Annotated in this window: 17 protein-coding genes; 8 read left to right on the plus strand and 9 right to left on the minus strand. The window is 74.8% G+C overall.

Going from position 1 to position 14,449, the window contains the following annotated elements; genetic code table 11:
* Positions 1 to 56: 56 nt before the first annotated feature.
* Positions 57 to 239 carry a hypothetical protein gene (locus J4557_RS08220; RefSeq protein ID WP_208265840.1) on the minus strand — a complete coding sequence of 61 codons (183 nt, stop codon included), beginning with the start codon at positions 237 to 239 and terminating at the stop codon, positions 57 to 59.
* 138 nt (positions 240 to 377) lie between these two features.
* Here J4557_RS08220 and J4557_RS08225 point away from each other — a divergent pair, with 138 nt between their 5' ends.
* Complete coding sequence (locus J4557_RS08225; protein ID WP_208265841.1) at positions 378 to 665, plus strand: Fe-S cluster assembly protein HesB; 288 nt, start codon at positions 378 to 380, stop codon at positions 663 to 665.
* A gap of 7 nt (positions 666 to 672) precedes the next feature.
* Here J4557_RS08225 and nadE read toward each other — a convergent pair whose 3' ends face one another.
* The 6 genes from nadE to J4557_RS08255 all read right to left on the minus strand — a co-directional run bounded on the left by nadE (position 673) and on the right by J4557_RS08255 (position 6,408).
* Entirely contained in the window at positions 673 to 1,512 is an 840-nt protein-coding gene (gene nadE / locus J4557_RS08230) for an NAD(+) synthase (protein WP_208265842.1), read from the minus strand.
* A gap of 122 nt (positions 1,513 to 1,634) precedes the next feature.
* A complete protein-coding gene (locus J4557_RS08235) occupies positions 1,635 to 3,464 on the minus strand; it encodes an ABC transporter ATP-binding protein (RefSeq protein ID WP_208265843.1) in 1,830 nt (609 codons plus the stop codon).
* A gap of 304 nt (positions 3,465 to 3,768) precedes the next feature.
* Positions 3,769 to 3,909, minus strand: coding sequence for a hypothetical protein (locus tag J4557_RS08240; RefSeq protein ID WP_208265844.1), 141 nt, complete (start codon positions 3,907 to 3,909; stop codon positions 3,769 to 3,771).
* Positions 3,910 to 4,068: 159 nt separating this feature from the next.
* Positions 4,069 to 4,602 carry a S26 family signal peptidase gene (locus tag J4557_RS08245; protein WP_208265845.1) on the minus strand — a complete coding sequence of 178 codons (534 nt, stop codon included), beginning with the start codon at positions 4,600 to 4,602 and terminating at the stop codon, positions 4,069 to 4,071.
* 34 nt (positions 4,603 to 4,636) lie between these two features.
* Positions 4,637 to 5,506: a PhzF family phenazine biosynthesis protein gene (locus tag J4557_RS08250; protein ID WP_208265846.1), complete on the minus strand. Its 870-nt coding sequence runs from the start codon at positions 5,504 to 5,506 to the stop codon at positions 4,637 to 4,639.
* Between the two features lie 44 nt (positions 5,507 to 5,550).
* Positions 5,551 to 6,408 (minus strand): hypothetical protein, encoded by an 858-nt coding sequence (locus J4557_RS08255; protein WP_208265847.1) that lies wholly within the window; start codon positions 6,406 to 6,408, stop codon positions 5,551 to 5,553.
* Between the two features lie 120 nt (positions 6,409 to 6,528).
* Here J4557_RS08255 and J4557_RS08260 point away from each other — a divergent pair, with 120 nt between their 5' ends.
* On the plus strand, positions 6,529 to 7,074 hold the full coding sequence (locus tag J4557_RS08260) for a hypothetical protein (RefSeq protein WP_208265848.1): 546 nt from the start codon (positions 6,529 to 6,531) through the stop codon (positions 7,072 to 7,074).
* 125 nt (positions 7,075 to 7,199) lie between these two features.
* Here J4557_RS08260 and J4557_RS08265 read toward each other — a convergent pair whose 3' ends face one another.
* Both J4557_RS08265 and J4557_RS08270 read right to left on the minus strand, forming a co-directional pair.
* Positions 7,200 to 7,385, minus strand: coding sequence for a hypothetical protein (locus J4557_RS08265; protein WP_208265849.1), 186 nt, complete (start codon positions 7,383 to 7,385; stop codon positions 7,200 to 7,202).
* A 95-nt stretch (positions 7,386 to 7,480) separates the two neighbouring features.
* A complete protein-coding gene (locus J4557_RS08270) occupies positions 7,481 to 8,935 on the minus strand; it encodes an MFS transporter (protein ID WP_208265850.1) in 1,455 nt (484 codons plus the stop codon).
* A 106-nt stretch (positions 8,936 to 9,041) separates the two neighbouring features.
* Between J4557_RS08270 and J4557_RS08275 the strand changes: the two genes are divergently transcribed.
* The 6 genes from J4557_RS08275 (at position 9,042) to J4557_RS08300 (ending at position 14,447) form a co-directional block, all read left to right on the plus strand.
* Positions 9,042 to 9,536: a winged helix-turn-helix transcriptional regulator gene (locus J4557_RS08275; RefSeq protein ID WP_208265851.1), complete on the plus strand. Its 495-nt coding sequence runs from the start codon at positions 9,042 to 9,044 to the stop codon at positions 9,534 to 9,536.
* Between the two features lie 483 nt (positions 9,537 to 10,019).
* Positions 10,020 to 10,553 carry a hypothetical protein gene (locus J4557_RS08280; protein WP_208265852.1) on the plus strand — a complete coding sequence of 178 codons (534 nt, stop codon included), beginning with the start codon at positions 10,020 to 10,022 and terminating at the stop codon, positions 10,551 to 10,553.
* A gap of 25 nt (positions 10,554 to 10,578) precedes the next feature.
* Positions 10,579 to 11,760, plus strand: a complete 1,182-nt coding sequence (locus J4557_RS08285) for a sensor histidine kinase (RefSeq protein WP_208265853.1) — start codon at positions 10,579 to 10,581, stop codon at positions 11,758 to 11,760.
* Positions 11,757 to 12,413, plus strand: coding sequence for a response regulator (locus J4557_RS08290; RefSeq protein WP_208265854.1), 657 nt, complete (start codon positions 11,757 to 11,759; stop codon positions 12,411 to 12,413). Before J4557_RS08285 ends, J4557_RS08290 begins: the two co-directional genes overlap by 4 nt.
* Before the next feature lie 118 nt (positions 12,414 to 12,531).
* Positions 12,532 to 13,422: an ABC transporter ATP-binding protein gene (locus J4557_RS08295; RefSeq protein ID WP_208265855.1), complete on the plus strand. Its 891-nt coding sequence runs from the start codon at positions 12,532 to 12,534 to the stop codon at positions 13,420 to 13,422.
* Positions 13,419 to 14,447, plus strand: coding sequence for an ABC-2 membrane transporter-related protein (locus tag J4557_RS08300; protein WP_208265856.1), 1,029 nt, complete (start codon positions 13,419 to 13,421; stop codon positions 14,445 to 14,447). Before J4557_RS08295 ends, J4557_RS08300 begins: the two co-directional genes overlap by 4 nt.
* The last annotated feature ends 2 nt before the right edge of the window (positions 14,448 to 14,449 follow it).

Here is a 14,449-nt window from a genome sequence, read left to right on the forward strand (position 1 = left end):
TCGGCGAAATGGCCGGAATCACCGGAGGCGCCGACGCGCGGCAGTGCCCGCCGGCGTTATTCGAAGTCGTCGGGGCTCAGATCCTCGAGCGCGCCGCCGCGCCCCTCGGGGGACGTCGGCGAGAAGCCCTCCTCCTCGTCCGGGCGCTTCCGGCGCCGGGACGCGCCCTCCTCGCCCTCCGCCCGGGAGCTCTCCGGCTCCTCGTCCCCGGTACCGCCGCCGGCCGTCGGCTCGCTCATCGTCTCCCCCGAATATCGCTGGTCAGGACCTTCCCTTACCCGTGGCGCGCGTCACGGATTCGGTGCGGAGACCCCGGGGTAGACAAAATGCGGCAGTCATGGCCACCGGTTGCTTCAAGCGAGGCTCAGGAGTTCGTTGTGCTCATCGTCACGGGAACGGCCGCCAGCGCCATCCGCAATCTGTCGGGCGGGCCGGGCCTGCCGGGCGGCGCGGGCATGCGGATCGCGCCGCTCGACGACGACGCCTCCCTCCTCGCCGTGACGCCGGCGGAGCGCCCCGCGTCCACCGACGAGGTCGTCGAGGCGGAGGGCGCCCGCGTGTTCCTGGACTGCGCGGCGGCGGCGTACCTGCACGACAAGGTCCTCGACGTCCGCCTCGACGACAAGGGCGCGGTGTCGTTCCTCATCACCGCGCCGACCCGCTGAGGAGGGTTCAGCGCCACCAGTCGTCGAGCGGCGAGACGGGGACGGTCCGCTTGTGCCGGGTCGCGAGGTAGACCGACTCCACCTTCTCCGCCACCTCCGGGGGGACGTCGGCGCCCTCCAGGTAGGCGTCGATCTGGTCGTACTTCAGGCCGAGCGCCTCCTCGTCGGGCAGCGCGGGCCGGCCGTCCTCCAGGTCGGCGGTCGGCACCTTCTCCCAGGTGCTGGGCGGCGCGCCCAGCTCCCGCAGCAGCGCCGCGCCCTGCCGCTTCGTCAGGCCGGTCAGCGGGATGACGTCGACGCCCCCGTCTCCGTGCTTGGTGAAGAACCCGGTGACCGCCTCGGCGGCGTGGTCGGTGCCGACCACGAGCAGCCCGAGCTGCCCGGCGATCGCGTACTGGATCACCATGCGCTCGCGGGCCTTGATGTTGCCGCGCACGAAGTCCCGCAGCACCGGCTCTCCGTCCAGCAGCTCGCGCAGGCCCTCCGCCGCCTCGCCGGCGACGGCGTCCGCGCTCGGCCTGACGTTCACCGCGATCGACCGGTCGGGCCGGATGAACTCCAGCGCGGCCTGCGCGTCGTGCTCGTCGGCCTGCACCCCGTACGGCAGCCGCGCCGCGACGAACGTGGCCTCGTGCCCTTCGGCCCGCAGTTCCTCGGCGGCGAGCTGGCACAGCCGCCCGGCCAGGGTGCTGTCCTGCCCGCCGCTGATCCCGAGCACGAAGCCCTTGGCCGGGGTCGACCGCAGGTACTCCTTGAGGAAGAAGACCCGCTCCCGGATCTCGTCCGCCGGAACAATGGACGCCTTGACACCGAGCTCGTCGATTATCCGCTTCCGTAGGTTCGTCACCGGCACACTGTAGCCGAAACCACCGCAACGTCCAAATAACCCGGAATGCGATTATCATTCGCCATGGTCGGCCATTTCACCGTTGCGCATCACCGGATATCGTCGCGCTGCCCGGCCGCCGCTTATCCGGGGCGGTTCGTCAATTTCGGGGCGTAGCCGTCGGCCTGGAGCGAGAAAAGGCGGGCGTACTCCCCCTGCAGCGCCATCAGCTCGTCGTGGGACCCGCGCTCGGTGATCCTGCCCTCGCTCAGGACGACGATGACGTCCGCGTCGCGGACCGCGCCGAGACGGTGCGAGATGAGGACGCTGGTCCGGCCCCGGCGGTGGCGGCGCAGGGACGCGTGGACGGCGTGCTCGGCGTCCGCGTCCAGGCCCGAGCTCGGCTCGTCCAGCAGGAGCAGGTCGCGGCTCTGGCGCAGGAACGCGCGGGCGAGCGCGAGGCGCTGCCACTGCCCGCCCGACAGGGCGACGCCGGAGCCCTCGTCGCGGTCGGCGAAGATCCTGCTCAGCATCGTGTCGTAGCCGCGCGGCAGCGCCTCCAAGGCGTCGTGGACCCCGGCGCGGGCGGCGGCCTCCCGGATGCGGTCCGGATCGCCGCCGGAGGCCAGGTCGCCGAGCATGATGTTCTCGGCGGCGGTGAGGTCGTACTCCATGAAGTCCTGGAAGACGGCGCCGATCCGCTCGCGGAGCTCCGCCGGGTCCAGGTCGCGCAGGTCCACGCCGTCCCACCGGACGGAGCCCTTGTCCGGGTCGTACAGCCGGCACAGCAGCTTCACGAGCGTGCTCTTGCCGGCCCCGTTCACCCCGACGAGGGCCACGCTGCGGCCGCACGGTATGTGCAGGTCGACCCCGCGCAGGATCCAGGGGTGGTCCTCGCTGTAGCGGAACCACACGTCGCGGAGCTCGATGCCCTGCCGCAGCGCGGGGACCGGCCGGCCTCCCGGCCGGGCCGGCATGTCGGGCTCGGCCTCCACGATCGCCGTGTAGTGGCCGAACAGCAGCAGGGCGTTGTGCGCGTCCGCCCACCGGTCCACGATCGACGTCAGCGCCGCCTGCACCCCCGCGACGGCCGCGACGAACATCGTCACGTCACCGGCGGTGATGCCGCCCGACGCGGCCGCGAGCACGGCCCACACGAGGCCGCCGCCCGCGACGAGCCCGCCGACCAGGGCGAGCAGCCCCTGGCCGCGCAGGGTCTTCAGGTCGACCCGCCGCTCGGCGGCGTTGGTGGCGCGGACCTCGTCGAGCATCCGGGCGCGGAAGAAGTCGCCGAGGCCGAACAGCCGCACCTCCTTGGCCGCCTCGGGCCTGGTCAGCAGCTCTCCGTAGAAGATCTCCCGCCGCATCCCGGGGCTGATCCGCCACATCGTGCGGGCCCGCTCCCGGCTCAGCGCGAGCTGGACGCGGACCGACGGCAGCGCCGCCAGGAAGATCACCGCGACCAGCAGCGGGTTGATCACCAGCAGCGTCCCGACGAACCCGGCCATGGTGATGGCCGCCTGCGCGATGGTCAGGGCCCCGGCGATGAGCCGGTCCGGCGCGTTCTGGCTCGACTCGTGCGCCAGCCGGAGCGTGTCCTGGAACTCCGGATCCTCGAGGCGGCGCAGCCCGCCGTGCGCGTTGACCGCCCCGAACAGCCGGGCGGCGACGAGAGCCCGCACCGCCCGGCGCAACTGGGCCTGCGCGTAGGTGGAGGCGTGCGGCAGGACGACGACGCACAGCCCGCAGACGGCGAGCCCCACCGCGAGGGCCGGGAGCGCGTCGTGGTCGCGGTGGGCGGTGAGCGCGTCCAGGACGCCCTTCGTCAGCCACGCCGTCACGACCGGCGCGAGGCCGGTGAGAACGGCGAGCAGGACCGCCCCGGCGGTCGCGCCGGGGTGCGCCCGCCACGCCAGCGCGGCGACGGCCGCGGTCCGCCGCGGCGTCCCTTCCGCGCGGTCCGCCCGGTTCACGTGCCCGCCGTCATCGGCAGGTCGAGCGCGCAGAGGACGCCGACGAAGGCGACGCTCGGGACGAGATAGGCCAACGCTGGTCCCTCGGGGGCTGGCCGGCCGCGCCGGCACGGAGCGTGCGCCGCGACCGGCACGAACGGCGGATCGTCAGGGGCGGGCCGGCCGGCGCGGAACCTGTCGCTGCGGGACCGGCCGGCGGGCGCGGGACCGGCCGGCGGGCGCGGGACCGGCCGGCGGGCGCGGGACCGGCCGGCGCCGTGCGTCCGATCGCCGGGGCACGGCGCCGGCCGGGGGCCGCGCCAGTTCAGCGGCAGTACGTCTTGCCGGCGTAGATGCAGCAGTGGATGCCAGTGGAGGTCCACCAGCAGGCCTCGGCGCGGGCGGTGGTCTTCGGCAGCATCCTGCCGAGGAGGCGGTCGCCGATGCGGTTGACTGCACGGATCATGGGGGATCTCCTCACGTCGAGCCGGCCCAGCCGGCTGCGGGATTCCGACCGGCGCACGCTGCCGAGATGATCAGCGCTCGCTGGCCCAGAAGCTAACCCCGGCGATCTTCACCGGCAAGGGGCCGGCCGCCGCGCGTCCCCGCCTTGTGCACTCTGCGATCAAGGTCCGCCGGGCGTTGGTGCTTTCTGCCATGCCGCCCGCTCTTGACGCGGCGCAGGCGCGATGTTCAGACGCCGCACCACCACGCCGAGCAACCGGTCCCCCGGGTACAGGCCCCGCTGCCGCGAGTCGACGCTGTCGGGGTTGTCGCCGAGCACCGCGAGGGCACCATCCGGCACCGTGCCGCCCTCCCCGGCGATCCCCGGCGGGACGGGGTCCCCGGGGACGGCCGCCACGCGCTTGACGTTCCAGGTCCGTCCGTCCGGGCCCGCGGGACCCGGCAGGTACGGGCCGTCCGGGGGCGGCTCCAGCACCACGACGTCGCCGCGCCGCACCCGGTGCAGGGGCCGGCGCCGCGCCAGCACGCGGTCGCCGTCGCGCAGCGTGGGCAGCATGCTCGCGCCGTCGACGGTGACGACCACCAGGCGGGTGCGCGCCCACCCGAGCGCCACCAGCGCACCCGCCGCAAGGCCCGCCGCCGCGAAGCCCGCGCCGCCCGGAAGCCGTCTCCGCGAATTCGACATTCGGCTCATGGCCGCCCGATGCTAGCCCTCACGCGCGGACCTCTCACAGCCGCGGCAGGACGGTGGTGCGCTCGATCGTGGCGATGCCGCCGACGCGCACGGACGGCCCCGCCGGGCCCTGACGCGCGGCGGCGGTGATGGCGGACGGCGCGCCGAGCGCGTCGCCCATGTCCACACTGATCTCGATGTCGCCGCGTCCGGCCAGGTGGGCGGCGAGGCAGGCGGTGCTGTTGGCGTTCGCGATGTCCTCGGGGACGCCGATGGACGGCGCGAACATGCGGGCGGCGCCGCGTCCGCCGTCCATGGCGTGGACGTAGGCGCCGAGCAGCCCGAGCGCGTCGCACGCGGCCCGCAGCCGGTCGAGGTCGGGCGTCAGCGCCGCCAGCGCGGCCCGGTCGGCGACGGGGACCAGCAGCCGGGGCCGTCCGACCGACGCCACCCGGGGCCCGTCCTCGGGCGCCGGCCGGGCGGCGCCCAGCGCGGGGAGCATCAGTTCGCATTCCTCCGCCGTCGCATCCCGCAATTCCACCGGCCCGGGATCGAACGTGCTCTTGAACCGGTCTCCGTCGCGGAGGGAAATGCCGGTGAAAACGCGCTTCGAGGTGCGGAGGAGGACTCGGAAATCGTCGCTTCCAGCGCGTTCGGCCAGGACGGCCAGGGCGGCCACCGTCCCGTGTCCGCACGCGGGAAGCTCGCCCTCGGCGGTGAAGAAGCGCACCGACACGGCCGCCTCGGAACGCTCATCGCCGCCGGGTGAAAGGAACACCGCGTGCGAGGTTCCCATCCGGACGGGAACGGCGCGGCGTTCGGCGTCGGTCATCGGCCGGTCGTCCAGGACGGCGGTCGGGCTGCCTCCGCCGGCGTCCCGCCGGCACGCGTTCACGATCGTGACGGCCCGCCCGCGTGCGTTCATGATCCAGATCCTACGGCGCCCCGGCTCGGACGGCCCCGGCGCGGCTAGGACGTGCGCCGCTCCCCCGGCCCCTCGATGTATCGGGCGAGCCACGCGGGTACACGCGGACGGGGATACGCCTCGAGGTCGTTCTGGTAATGCTCGGGCGCCAGGAGCTGGTCGTGCGGAAAGGGACCGTGGCCGTGGTCGTAGTTCACGGTCGTCTCACCGCGGTTCGTGACGGTGAGGAGCAGCCGCCACCACGGCCCGGAGGGCGTCAGCGCCACCGCGTTCCGCTGCTCGCGGACGAGCGCGGAGACCGACTCCGGCACGGGAACGACGACCGTCCGGTGGTACGACGAGAACCGCAGATAAGCGATCTCGGCGGAGACGGTGAAGGCGAACTCCGCCCACAGCCACTCCCATCCGGGCGGTCCGAGAAGGGCGAGTTCCTGCACGATCGGTTCGATCAGCATCGAGGCCTCGGCGGCGGTCACGTCGATGTCGTCGCCGGCCAGAGGGTCGTGGGGCAGCGGGCCGACGATCCTGATCCCGTCGGCGTCCTGCTCCTCCTCCGGTCCGTCCTCTTCGAGCCACCGCACGAAATCGGCCATGTACTCGTCGGAGCCCGTCCCTCGTCCGGCGGAGCCGGCGCGTTCCTGCGCGACGAACCGGTCGATGGCCTGCGGCGGAGGAACGGAGGACGACACCTCCTCGACGCGGCCGGAGTCGCCCACCAGGAACACCGATCTGCCCACCGGCATCTCCAGGAACGCCATGGGGTCGGTCTCGTCGATCTCGACCGGGGCGTACACGCTCCACCCGGCGTCGAAGCGGTCCGCCTCCAATCCCTCGGTGGGGTAGTCCAGGCCGTGGGCGCGGATCCACTTCACCACCAGGGAAATCGCCTGCGCCTCGTCCATTCGCCGGACCTCCCGCGTGCCGTTCCACGGCACCCTACCTGCCCTCCGGGCGCCGGAGAGCGGCGAACCTCACAGCCCGGCCGCCTACCGGGCGCTCCGGCGGAAGACCATTCTGTGCGAATGGAGGTGCGCTTCGGCGAGGACCACGTACATTTCCTGAGCTACGGCTTTCGCGGCGCGTCGGTGCACCCCACGGGAACGGTCACGCCCGCCCGGATCCGCGACGCCGACTGGAACGCCATCAGGCCCGAGATCCGGACCGCGCTCGGCGAGACGCTGTTCGTCCCCCGGGAACGGAAGGCCGATCTCGAAGCGTTCTGCCGCCGCCACCGGATCGCCGGGGCGTCCCGTTCCGACACGTGGGCCGATCTCCTCGAACCGTTCCTCGACACCCGGATCGACGCCGAGCAGGAACGCGCCACGATCGGCCGGCTGAACCGCGCCGGATTCGCTCCGACCGAGATCACCGCCATCCGGAGGCGGCTGGCCCCGCTCATGCTCGCCTACAACTTCGGCGCCATGGTCTGGGAATGGGTCCATCTCGGCCTCTTCGACCTCCTCACCGCCGCCAACGCCCCCGTCATCGACCCCGCTCTCCAAGCCGGACTCGGCGACCGGGCGGCGTTCTACGGGTGGACGATGGCGATCGCCGACCGACACCCCTGACCACGGGGCACGCCGCCGCCGGCCGGACGCGGGCGGGGCGGCGGAGCCGCCGCGCGGCCGGGAGGGCTTCCCGTGCTCCCGGCCGCGCGGTCGCCTCGTCCGCGACTCGGACGATGCGGTACCGCTCAGCGCCCCCGGCGGATGCGGGCGGCCTCCATGTGGATGCGCTCCTCGGTCGCGAGGAGGTCGGCCTCGGCCTTCGCGGTGCGCATCTGCGCGCGCATCTCGCGGAAGCTCGGGGTGCGGCGCCGCTCGGCGGCCCTGGTCCGGCGTCCCGCCCGGGCCCGTGAGAACCGCTGGAAGAGGCTCATGTCCGTCACTCCTCATCGCCACCGGCCCGGCTCGGGTGCCGGACCGTTGTCCCGCGACAACAGATGCCCCGTTCCTCCCGCTTCATTCCCCCGGCTCAGGTGGCGGCCCGCGCGGACCCGGTCGCCGCGGACCCGGCCGGGGTCGTCGCGTCCGGCGGTGCGCCGTCCCGCCCGGCGCGCGTGCGGAGGCCCGACGCGATGACGGCCGCGCCGAGCGTCGCCGCCGCGACGGGGACGATGAGCGCGACGCGCAGGCCGCCCAGCCCCCCGCCCGCGGCGACGTCGACGGCGGTGACGGCCGACAGCCCGAGCGCCGCGCCGAACTGCATCGCGGTGTAGAGCAGGCCGCCCGCCAGGCCGTGCTCGTCCTCGGCGACGCCGTCGGTGGCGGCCATGGTCAGCGGCCCGTACGCCAGGGAGAACGACAGCCCGAGCAGGCACAGAGATGGGAGCATGGCGACGTAGGTCCAGTCCATCCCGACGGGCAGGAACAGCGCGTAGGCGACCGCCGCGAGCACGATGCCGGCGAGCAGCACGCGGGCGTTGCCGAACCGGTTCACCAGGCGCGGCGTCAGGACGGGAGCGAGGACGGTGTCCATCCCGATCACCAGCATGGCCAGGCCGGTCTGCATGGTGCTCCAGCCGCGGAGTTCCTGGAAGTACAGGGTGGCCAGGAACTGGAAACCCGCGAACGCGGCCAGGAAGAGCAGCGCGGCCGCGTTCACCCGGACGAGCGGGGCCGTCCGCAGGACGCCCGGGCGCACCAGCGGCGACGGGGAGCGGCGCTCGACGCCGGCGAACAGCTGCAGGAGCACCAGCGCGGCGGCGAACACGCCGGCGGTCAGGAAGGGGCCGTCGCCGGCGCGCTCCAGCCGGACGACCCCGTACACCAGCAGTAGCATCGCCCCCGTCAGGGTGAACGCCCCCGCCAGGTCGAAACCGTCCGAGGAGCGTCCGGCGCCGGCGTCGCGGACGAGGACCAGCGCCGCCGCCAGGATCAGCGCGGACAGGACGACCGGGGCGAAGAACACCCAGCGCCAGCCGATCGAGGCGAGCGCGCCGCCCGCGACGACGCCGAGCGAGAAGCCGCCCGCCGCCGTCCCCGCGTACACGCCGAGCGCCCGGGTGCGCGCCGGCCCCTCCGGGAAGGCGGACGTGACCAGCGCCAGCCCGGCGGGCGCCATGAAGGCGGCGGCGACGCCCGTGACGAACCGGGCGACCAGCAGCGTCCAGCCCTCGGCGGCGAGCCCGCCGAGGCCGGAGAAGACCAGGAAGACCGCCAGCCACAGCACGAACATCCGGCGGTGGCCCAGCAGGTCGGCGGCCCGGCCGCCCAGCAGCATGAACCCGCCGTAGCCGAGCACGTAGGCGCTGACGACGCCGCTGAGCATCCCGGTGGACAGGCCCAGGTCGGCCCGGATCGACGGGAGCGCCACGTTCAGCATCGCCACGTCGATCCCCTCCAGGAAGATCGCGCCGCACAGCACCAGGAGCACGCCCCATGAGCGGCCCGGCGGGCGCCCGCCGGATCCGGTGACGGAATTGGACATCGGTGCTCGACTCCCTCTCGCGGGGAACCGTGCCCCGGGGCGGTTCCCCGAGTGCCCGCCGGTTCCCTCTTGTTACCGGCAGAATCGTCGGGCACCATCGGTGACCATGGAAGACGGCACTTTCGAGTCCCTCGGTTACTGCGGGGATACCGGCGTTGACGACGACGTCCTCCAGTGGGACCAGCGCGCGGACTGCGAGGTGCGGCAGATCCTCGACCGCATCGCCGACAAGTGGTCGCTCCAGGTGATCGCGCTGCTGGACAAGCGGAGCCTGCGCTTCACCGAACTGCGGCGCGCGATCGACGGGGTCAGCCAGCGGATGCTGACCCGCACGCTGCGGCATCTGGAGCGCGACGGGCTGGTGAGCCGGAAGGTGCACCCGACCGTCCCGCCGCGGGTGGACTACGCGCTGACGCCGATGGGCGCGACCCTGCACAGCACCATCCGCGCCCTGGTCGTCTGGACGGAGGAGCACCAGAACGCCATCGCGGCGGCGCGCACCGCGTACGACCGGCGTGCGGCCGCCGAGCAGGAGGCCGCCGAACGCGAGGCGGCCGAACGCGACGCCGTCGCCCGCGCCGTCCTGCCGGCCCGGGGCTGACCGCGTTCGGCGCGGCGGCCGTCAGGCACCTTCACCATGAGCACGTCGATCCGCATCGACGCCTCGGGGACGCCGGCCGCCACCGCCCGCCATGCTCGACGAGGCGCCGCGCGCCGTTCCGCGCCGGCGGACCCGGCCGATCGGCGGCTGGTGCGGACCTGCGGGTCCCGCTGGACGACCGATGGGAGGAGCCCCTGCAGAACGCGGTGTGGGACGGCGAGACGTCGCTCGACCGGGTCCACGAAGTCTGAGGACGGGCCCGTGGACGGCGAAACGGTCCGCCTGTACGGCGAGGAGGAGTCGGCGGCGTACCGGCTCGGTGACGTCTCGCGGGCGAGTGGCCGGACGCCGACGATCCGTAGGTGCGGACGTCCGCGACCACCGGCCGCCGCCGGACGAACCGGCCCGGAGGACGACCCGCAGGCGCCCTTTCCGTACTTTCGGCCGGTTCGGCGGGCGGCGCGCCTCCCTAGCGTCGTGCGCATGAACGCAGCGGATCGACCGCGGCCGACCGGGGCCGTCCTGACCGACATCGGGCTGGGCGTCGTGTTCGCCCTGGGCATCGCCTTCACCACCTACATGCTCACGGACAGCTGGGGCGGGACGTCCTGGGTCCTCGACCTCGTCATCGCCGTCACGGTGTGCGCGCTCGCGCTGCTGCGCGGGCGGTGGCCCCTGGCGGCGGCGGTCGCGGCGCTGATCGCCTCGGCCGTCGCGATCGCCGTGTCCGTGGCGGCCGGCCTGCCGAGGGAGCCGGGACCCGTCACCGCGCTCGGCCTGGCGGTGCTCGTGGGCTCCGCGCTCCGCAGGCTGCCCGGGCCGGCGGCGGCCGCCGTCGGTGCGGGCGGGATCGCGGTGATCGTGTCGGCCCGCGTCGCCGAGCACGGCGCCGTCACCGGCCTGGCCGCCCTGATCATGATCGGCGCCCTGGTCACGGGCTCGGGCCTGCGCGTGTTCGACAAGACGCGACCGGACCGGAAGCATCAGGCCACGGCCGCGCGGCGGCCGTACCCGTGACGGGCGTGAAGGGGAGAGCGAAGCGATGGCGAACGGCGCGGTCCGGCGGCGGTGGCGCGGCGCGGCCGCGTTGATCGGCTCCCGCCGATGGGCGGGGGCCGCGTCCAACGCCGGGCTCGCCGCCCTGTTCACCGCGGCCATCGCCTGCCAGGCGGCCGCCCTCGCCGACAGCTGGGGCATCGCGAGCTGGCGGCTCGGCGGCCCCGCCGCGGTGGTCGTCTGCGCGCTCGCGCTGCTGCGCCGCCGGGGTCCGGCGTCGACTGCCGCGGGCGGCCTCGCCGTCGCGGCGGCCGCGACCGTCGCGGCGCGCGCGGCGGGCCTGCCCGCCGAGCCCGGCCCGGCCATGGTGCTCGGGCTGACGGTGCTGACCGGCACGGCGGTCCGGGTCCTGCCCGCCGCCCGGGCGGGCGCGGTCGCCGCCGCCGGTCTGGCCCTGGCCGTCGTCCGCCTGGCGGCCGACCCTCCGGTCAGCGCGAGCGGCGCGTCATCGGTGGCCGTGCTGTACGCCGGGGCGTGGCTGGCGGCGGTGTCGGTGGGCCGGTGGCTGCGGATGCTCGACGGCCACGCCTCGGCGACCGCCGAGCGGGTGCGGCGCGAGGAACGCCTCGAACTCGCCCGCGAGCTGCACGACATCGTCGCCCACCACATCACGGGGATGGTGATCCAGGCCCAGGCCGCCCAGATCGTCGCCCGCAGGGACCCGGCGAACGCGGCGGAGCCGCTCGCCGGAATCGAGACCGCCGGCACCGAGGCCCTCGCCGCCATGCGCCGCGTCGTCGGCCTGCTGCGCGACACCGCCGACGCCGCGCCCGCCTCCCCCGGGCCGGAGCGGCTCGACGAGCTGGTCGAGCGGTTCAGCGCGGGCGGGCCGCGGGCGACGCTCCGGTCCTGCGGCGGCGCGGAGTGGCCGCCGGAGGTGACCAGCACGGTGTACCGCGTCGTCCGGGAGGCGCTGACGAACGTCCGGCGGCATGCGCCCCAGGCCGGCTCGGTCGCCGTCACCGTCGCGGAGGAGCCGGAGGGCGTCACCGTGCGGGTCGACGACGATGCCCCGCCGGGCCCCGCCCGGCCGCACCACCGCGCCGGGTACGGCCTCGTCGGCATGCGCGAGCGCGTCGAGACGCTCGGCGGCACGCTGGCCGCCGGCCCCCGGCCCGGCGGCGGCTGGTCCGTGCGCGCGGTCCTGCCCCTCCGGGAGTCCCGATGACCATCACCGTGCTGCTCGCCGACGACCAGACCATGATCCGCGGCGGGCTGCGGCTCATCCTGGAGGACCAGCCCGACATCCGGGTGGTCGGCGAGGCCGCGGACGGGGCCGAGGCGGTGGAGGCGGCGCGGCGGCTGCGCCCGGACGTGTGCCTGGTCGACATCCGGATGCCCCGCCTCGACGGCATCGAGGTCACCCGCGCGCTGGCCGGTCCCGGCGTGCGCGATCCGCTGCGGGTCGTCGTGGTCACCACGTTCGACCTGGACGAGTACGTGTACGGGGCGCTGCGCGGCGGGGCGGCCGGTTTCGTGCTGAAGGACGCCGGTCCCGCGCTGCTCGTCGAGGCCGTCCGCGCGGCCGCCAACGGCGAGGCGCTCGTGTCGCCGTCGGTCACGCTGCGGCTGCTGCGGCACCTGACGGCGGGCGGCGCGCCGGGCGCGCGCACCGCGGACGTCCCGCTGTCCGAGCGGCAGCTGGAGGTCGTGCGGGCCGTCGCGCGCGGGCGCACCAACCAGGAGATCGCCGCCGAGCTGTTCATCTCCCTCAGCACGGTGAAGGGCCACATCGCCGGCATCCAGGGCAGGCTGGGGTTCCGCAACCGGATCGAGATCGCCGCGTGGGCGTGGGAGAACCGCATCGTCGAGGGCGGCTGACCGGCGGCACCGGCCGGCGGCGGGCGGCGGCCGACCGGCCGAAAGTACGGTCGCCCGCCGGGCGAACCGTGCTGCGGGCCGATGGGCGGGCGGGTGCCCTCCTCCGAGGATGAGCGGCATGCCTCACAAGGAACCGCCCCCGGTGCTCCGCGCCGAGGGCCTGACGAAGAAGTACGGCCGCCGCACGGCGCTCAGCGAGGTCGACCTGACCGTCCCGGCCGGGCGCGTCATCGGCCTGGTCGGCCCGAACGGGGCCGGGAAGTCCACGCTGCTGCACCTCGCCTGCGGCCTGATCGAGCCCACCTCGGGGTCGCTGCGCGTGCTCGGATCCGCCCCGGCGGCGGGACCGTCGCACCTGGCGCGGGTCGGGTTCGTCGCGCAGGACACCCCCGTGTACGGGTCGTTCACCGTCGCCGACCACCTGCGGATGGGCGCGAAGCTGAACCCGGGGTGGGACCGCGCCCTCGCCGAGCGGCGCGTCGCGCAGGCCGGGCTGAACCCGGCCCAGAGGGCCGGCGGGCTGTCCGGCGGGCAGCGCGCGCAGCTCGCCCTGACGATCGCCGCCGCCAAGCGGCCCGACCTGCTGATCTTCGACGAGCCGGCCGCCGCGCTGGACCCGCTGGCGCGCGCCGGGTTCCTGCGGAACCTGCTGGAGTCCGCCGCCGAACTCGGCGCCGCCGCGGTGCTGTCGTCGCACCTGCTCGGCGACATCGAGCGCGTCTGCGACCACCTGGTCGTGCTGTGCGCCTCCCGCGTGCAGGTCGCCGGGGACGTCCGGGACGTGCTGGCCGCGCACCGCCGCCTGATCGCGCCGCGCGGCGGGCTCGTCCGGCCGCCCGCCGGGGTCGAGATCGTCCAGGCCGAGAGCGCGGGCGAGCACGACACCGCGGTGGTGCGCGGCGACGCCGTCCCGCCGGAGCCGTACCGGGTCGAGCCCGTCTCGCTGGAGGACATCGTGCTCGCGTACATGACCAGGGCGTCCGGCACCACCGGGGAGGGCCCGCGATGATCTGGTTGACCTGGCGCCAGTTCCGCGTCCAGGCGCTCGTCGCCGCCGTCGCGCTGGTGCTGATCGCCGCTTACCTGGTGTACCTCGGCACCGACATCCGGGACGCCCACGACGCCTACCGGGCCCGCTGCGCCGGCAGGCCCGCCGACTGCCCGCCCGCCCTCGCGCAGTTCCGCGGCGACTACGAGAGCACGCTGCTGTTCCTCGCCGCCGGGCTCCAGCTGATCCCCGTCGTCATCGGGACGTTCTGGGGCGCGCCGCTCATCGCGCGGGAACTGGAGACGGGCACGCACCGGCTCGTGTGGAACCAGAGCGTGACCCGGCGCCGCTGGCTCGCCGTCAAGCTCGCGTTCGTCGCGCTGGCCGGAGCCGCGCTCACCGGCGCCGCCTCCGCGCTGCTCACCTGGGCGGCGCGCCCGTTCGACGAGGCGACCGACGACCGCTTCTCCACCATCGTGTTCGGCGCCCGCGACATCGCGCCGGTCGGCTACGCCGTCCTGGCGTTCACGCTCGGCACGGTCGTCGGGCTCCTCGTGCGCCGGACGCTGCCCGCGATGGCCGTCACCGGCGTCGCGTTCATCGTGCTCCAGTTCGTCTTCCCGAACACGGTGCGGCCCCACCTCCTCCCGCCCGAGAGGGCGACCCTGCCGATGACCGCCCAGGCCATCAACGGGGCGCAGAACATGGGCAGCGTCACCGGCGGCGCCGTCGTCCACGGCCTCGCCGTCCCCGGCTCCCCCGGCGCCTGGGTGAGCGGCACCAGCCCGTTCCGCACGGCGGACGGCCGGACGCTCAGCGGGGCGAGGTTCAACGCGTGCCTGAACAGCCCGCCGCGGACCGGCGCCGGCGGGAGGTTCGGCGACACCGCCGTCTGCCTCGGCCGGCTCCATCTCCACGTCGACGTCGCCTACCAGCCGAGAAGCCGCTACTGGGCGTTCCAGGGGCTGGAGACCGCCGCCTATCTCCTGCTCGCCGGACTCCTTACCGCGTTCGGGCTCTGGCGCGTGCGGCACCGGGTGAGCTGAGG

The sequence above is a fragment of the Actinomadura nitritigenes genome (genome assembly GCF_017573545.1).
Lineage (GTDB): Bacteria > Actinomycetota > Actinomycetes > Streptosporangiales > Streptosporangiaceae > Spirillospora > Spirillospora nitritigenes.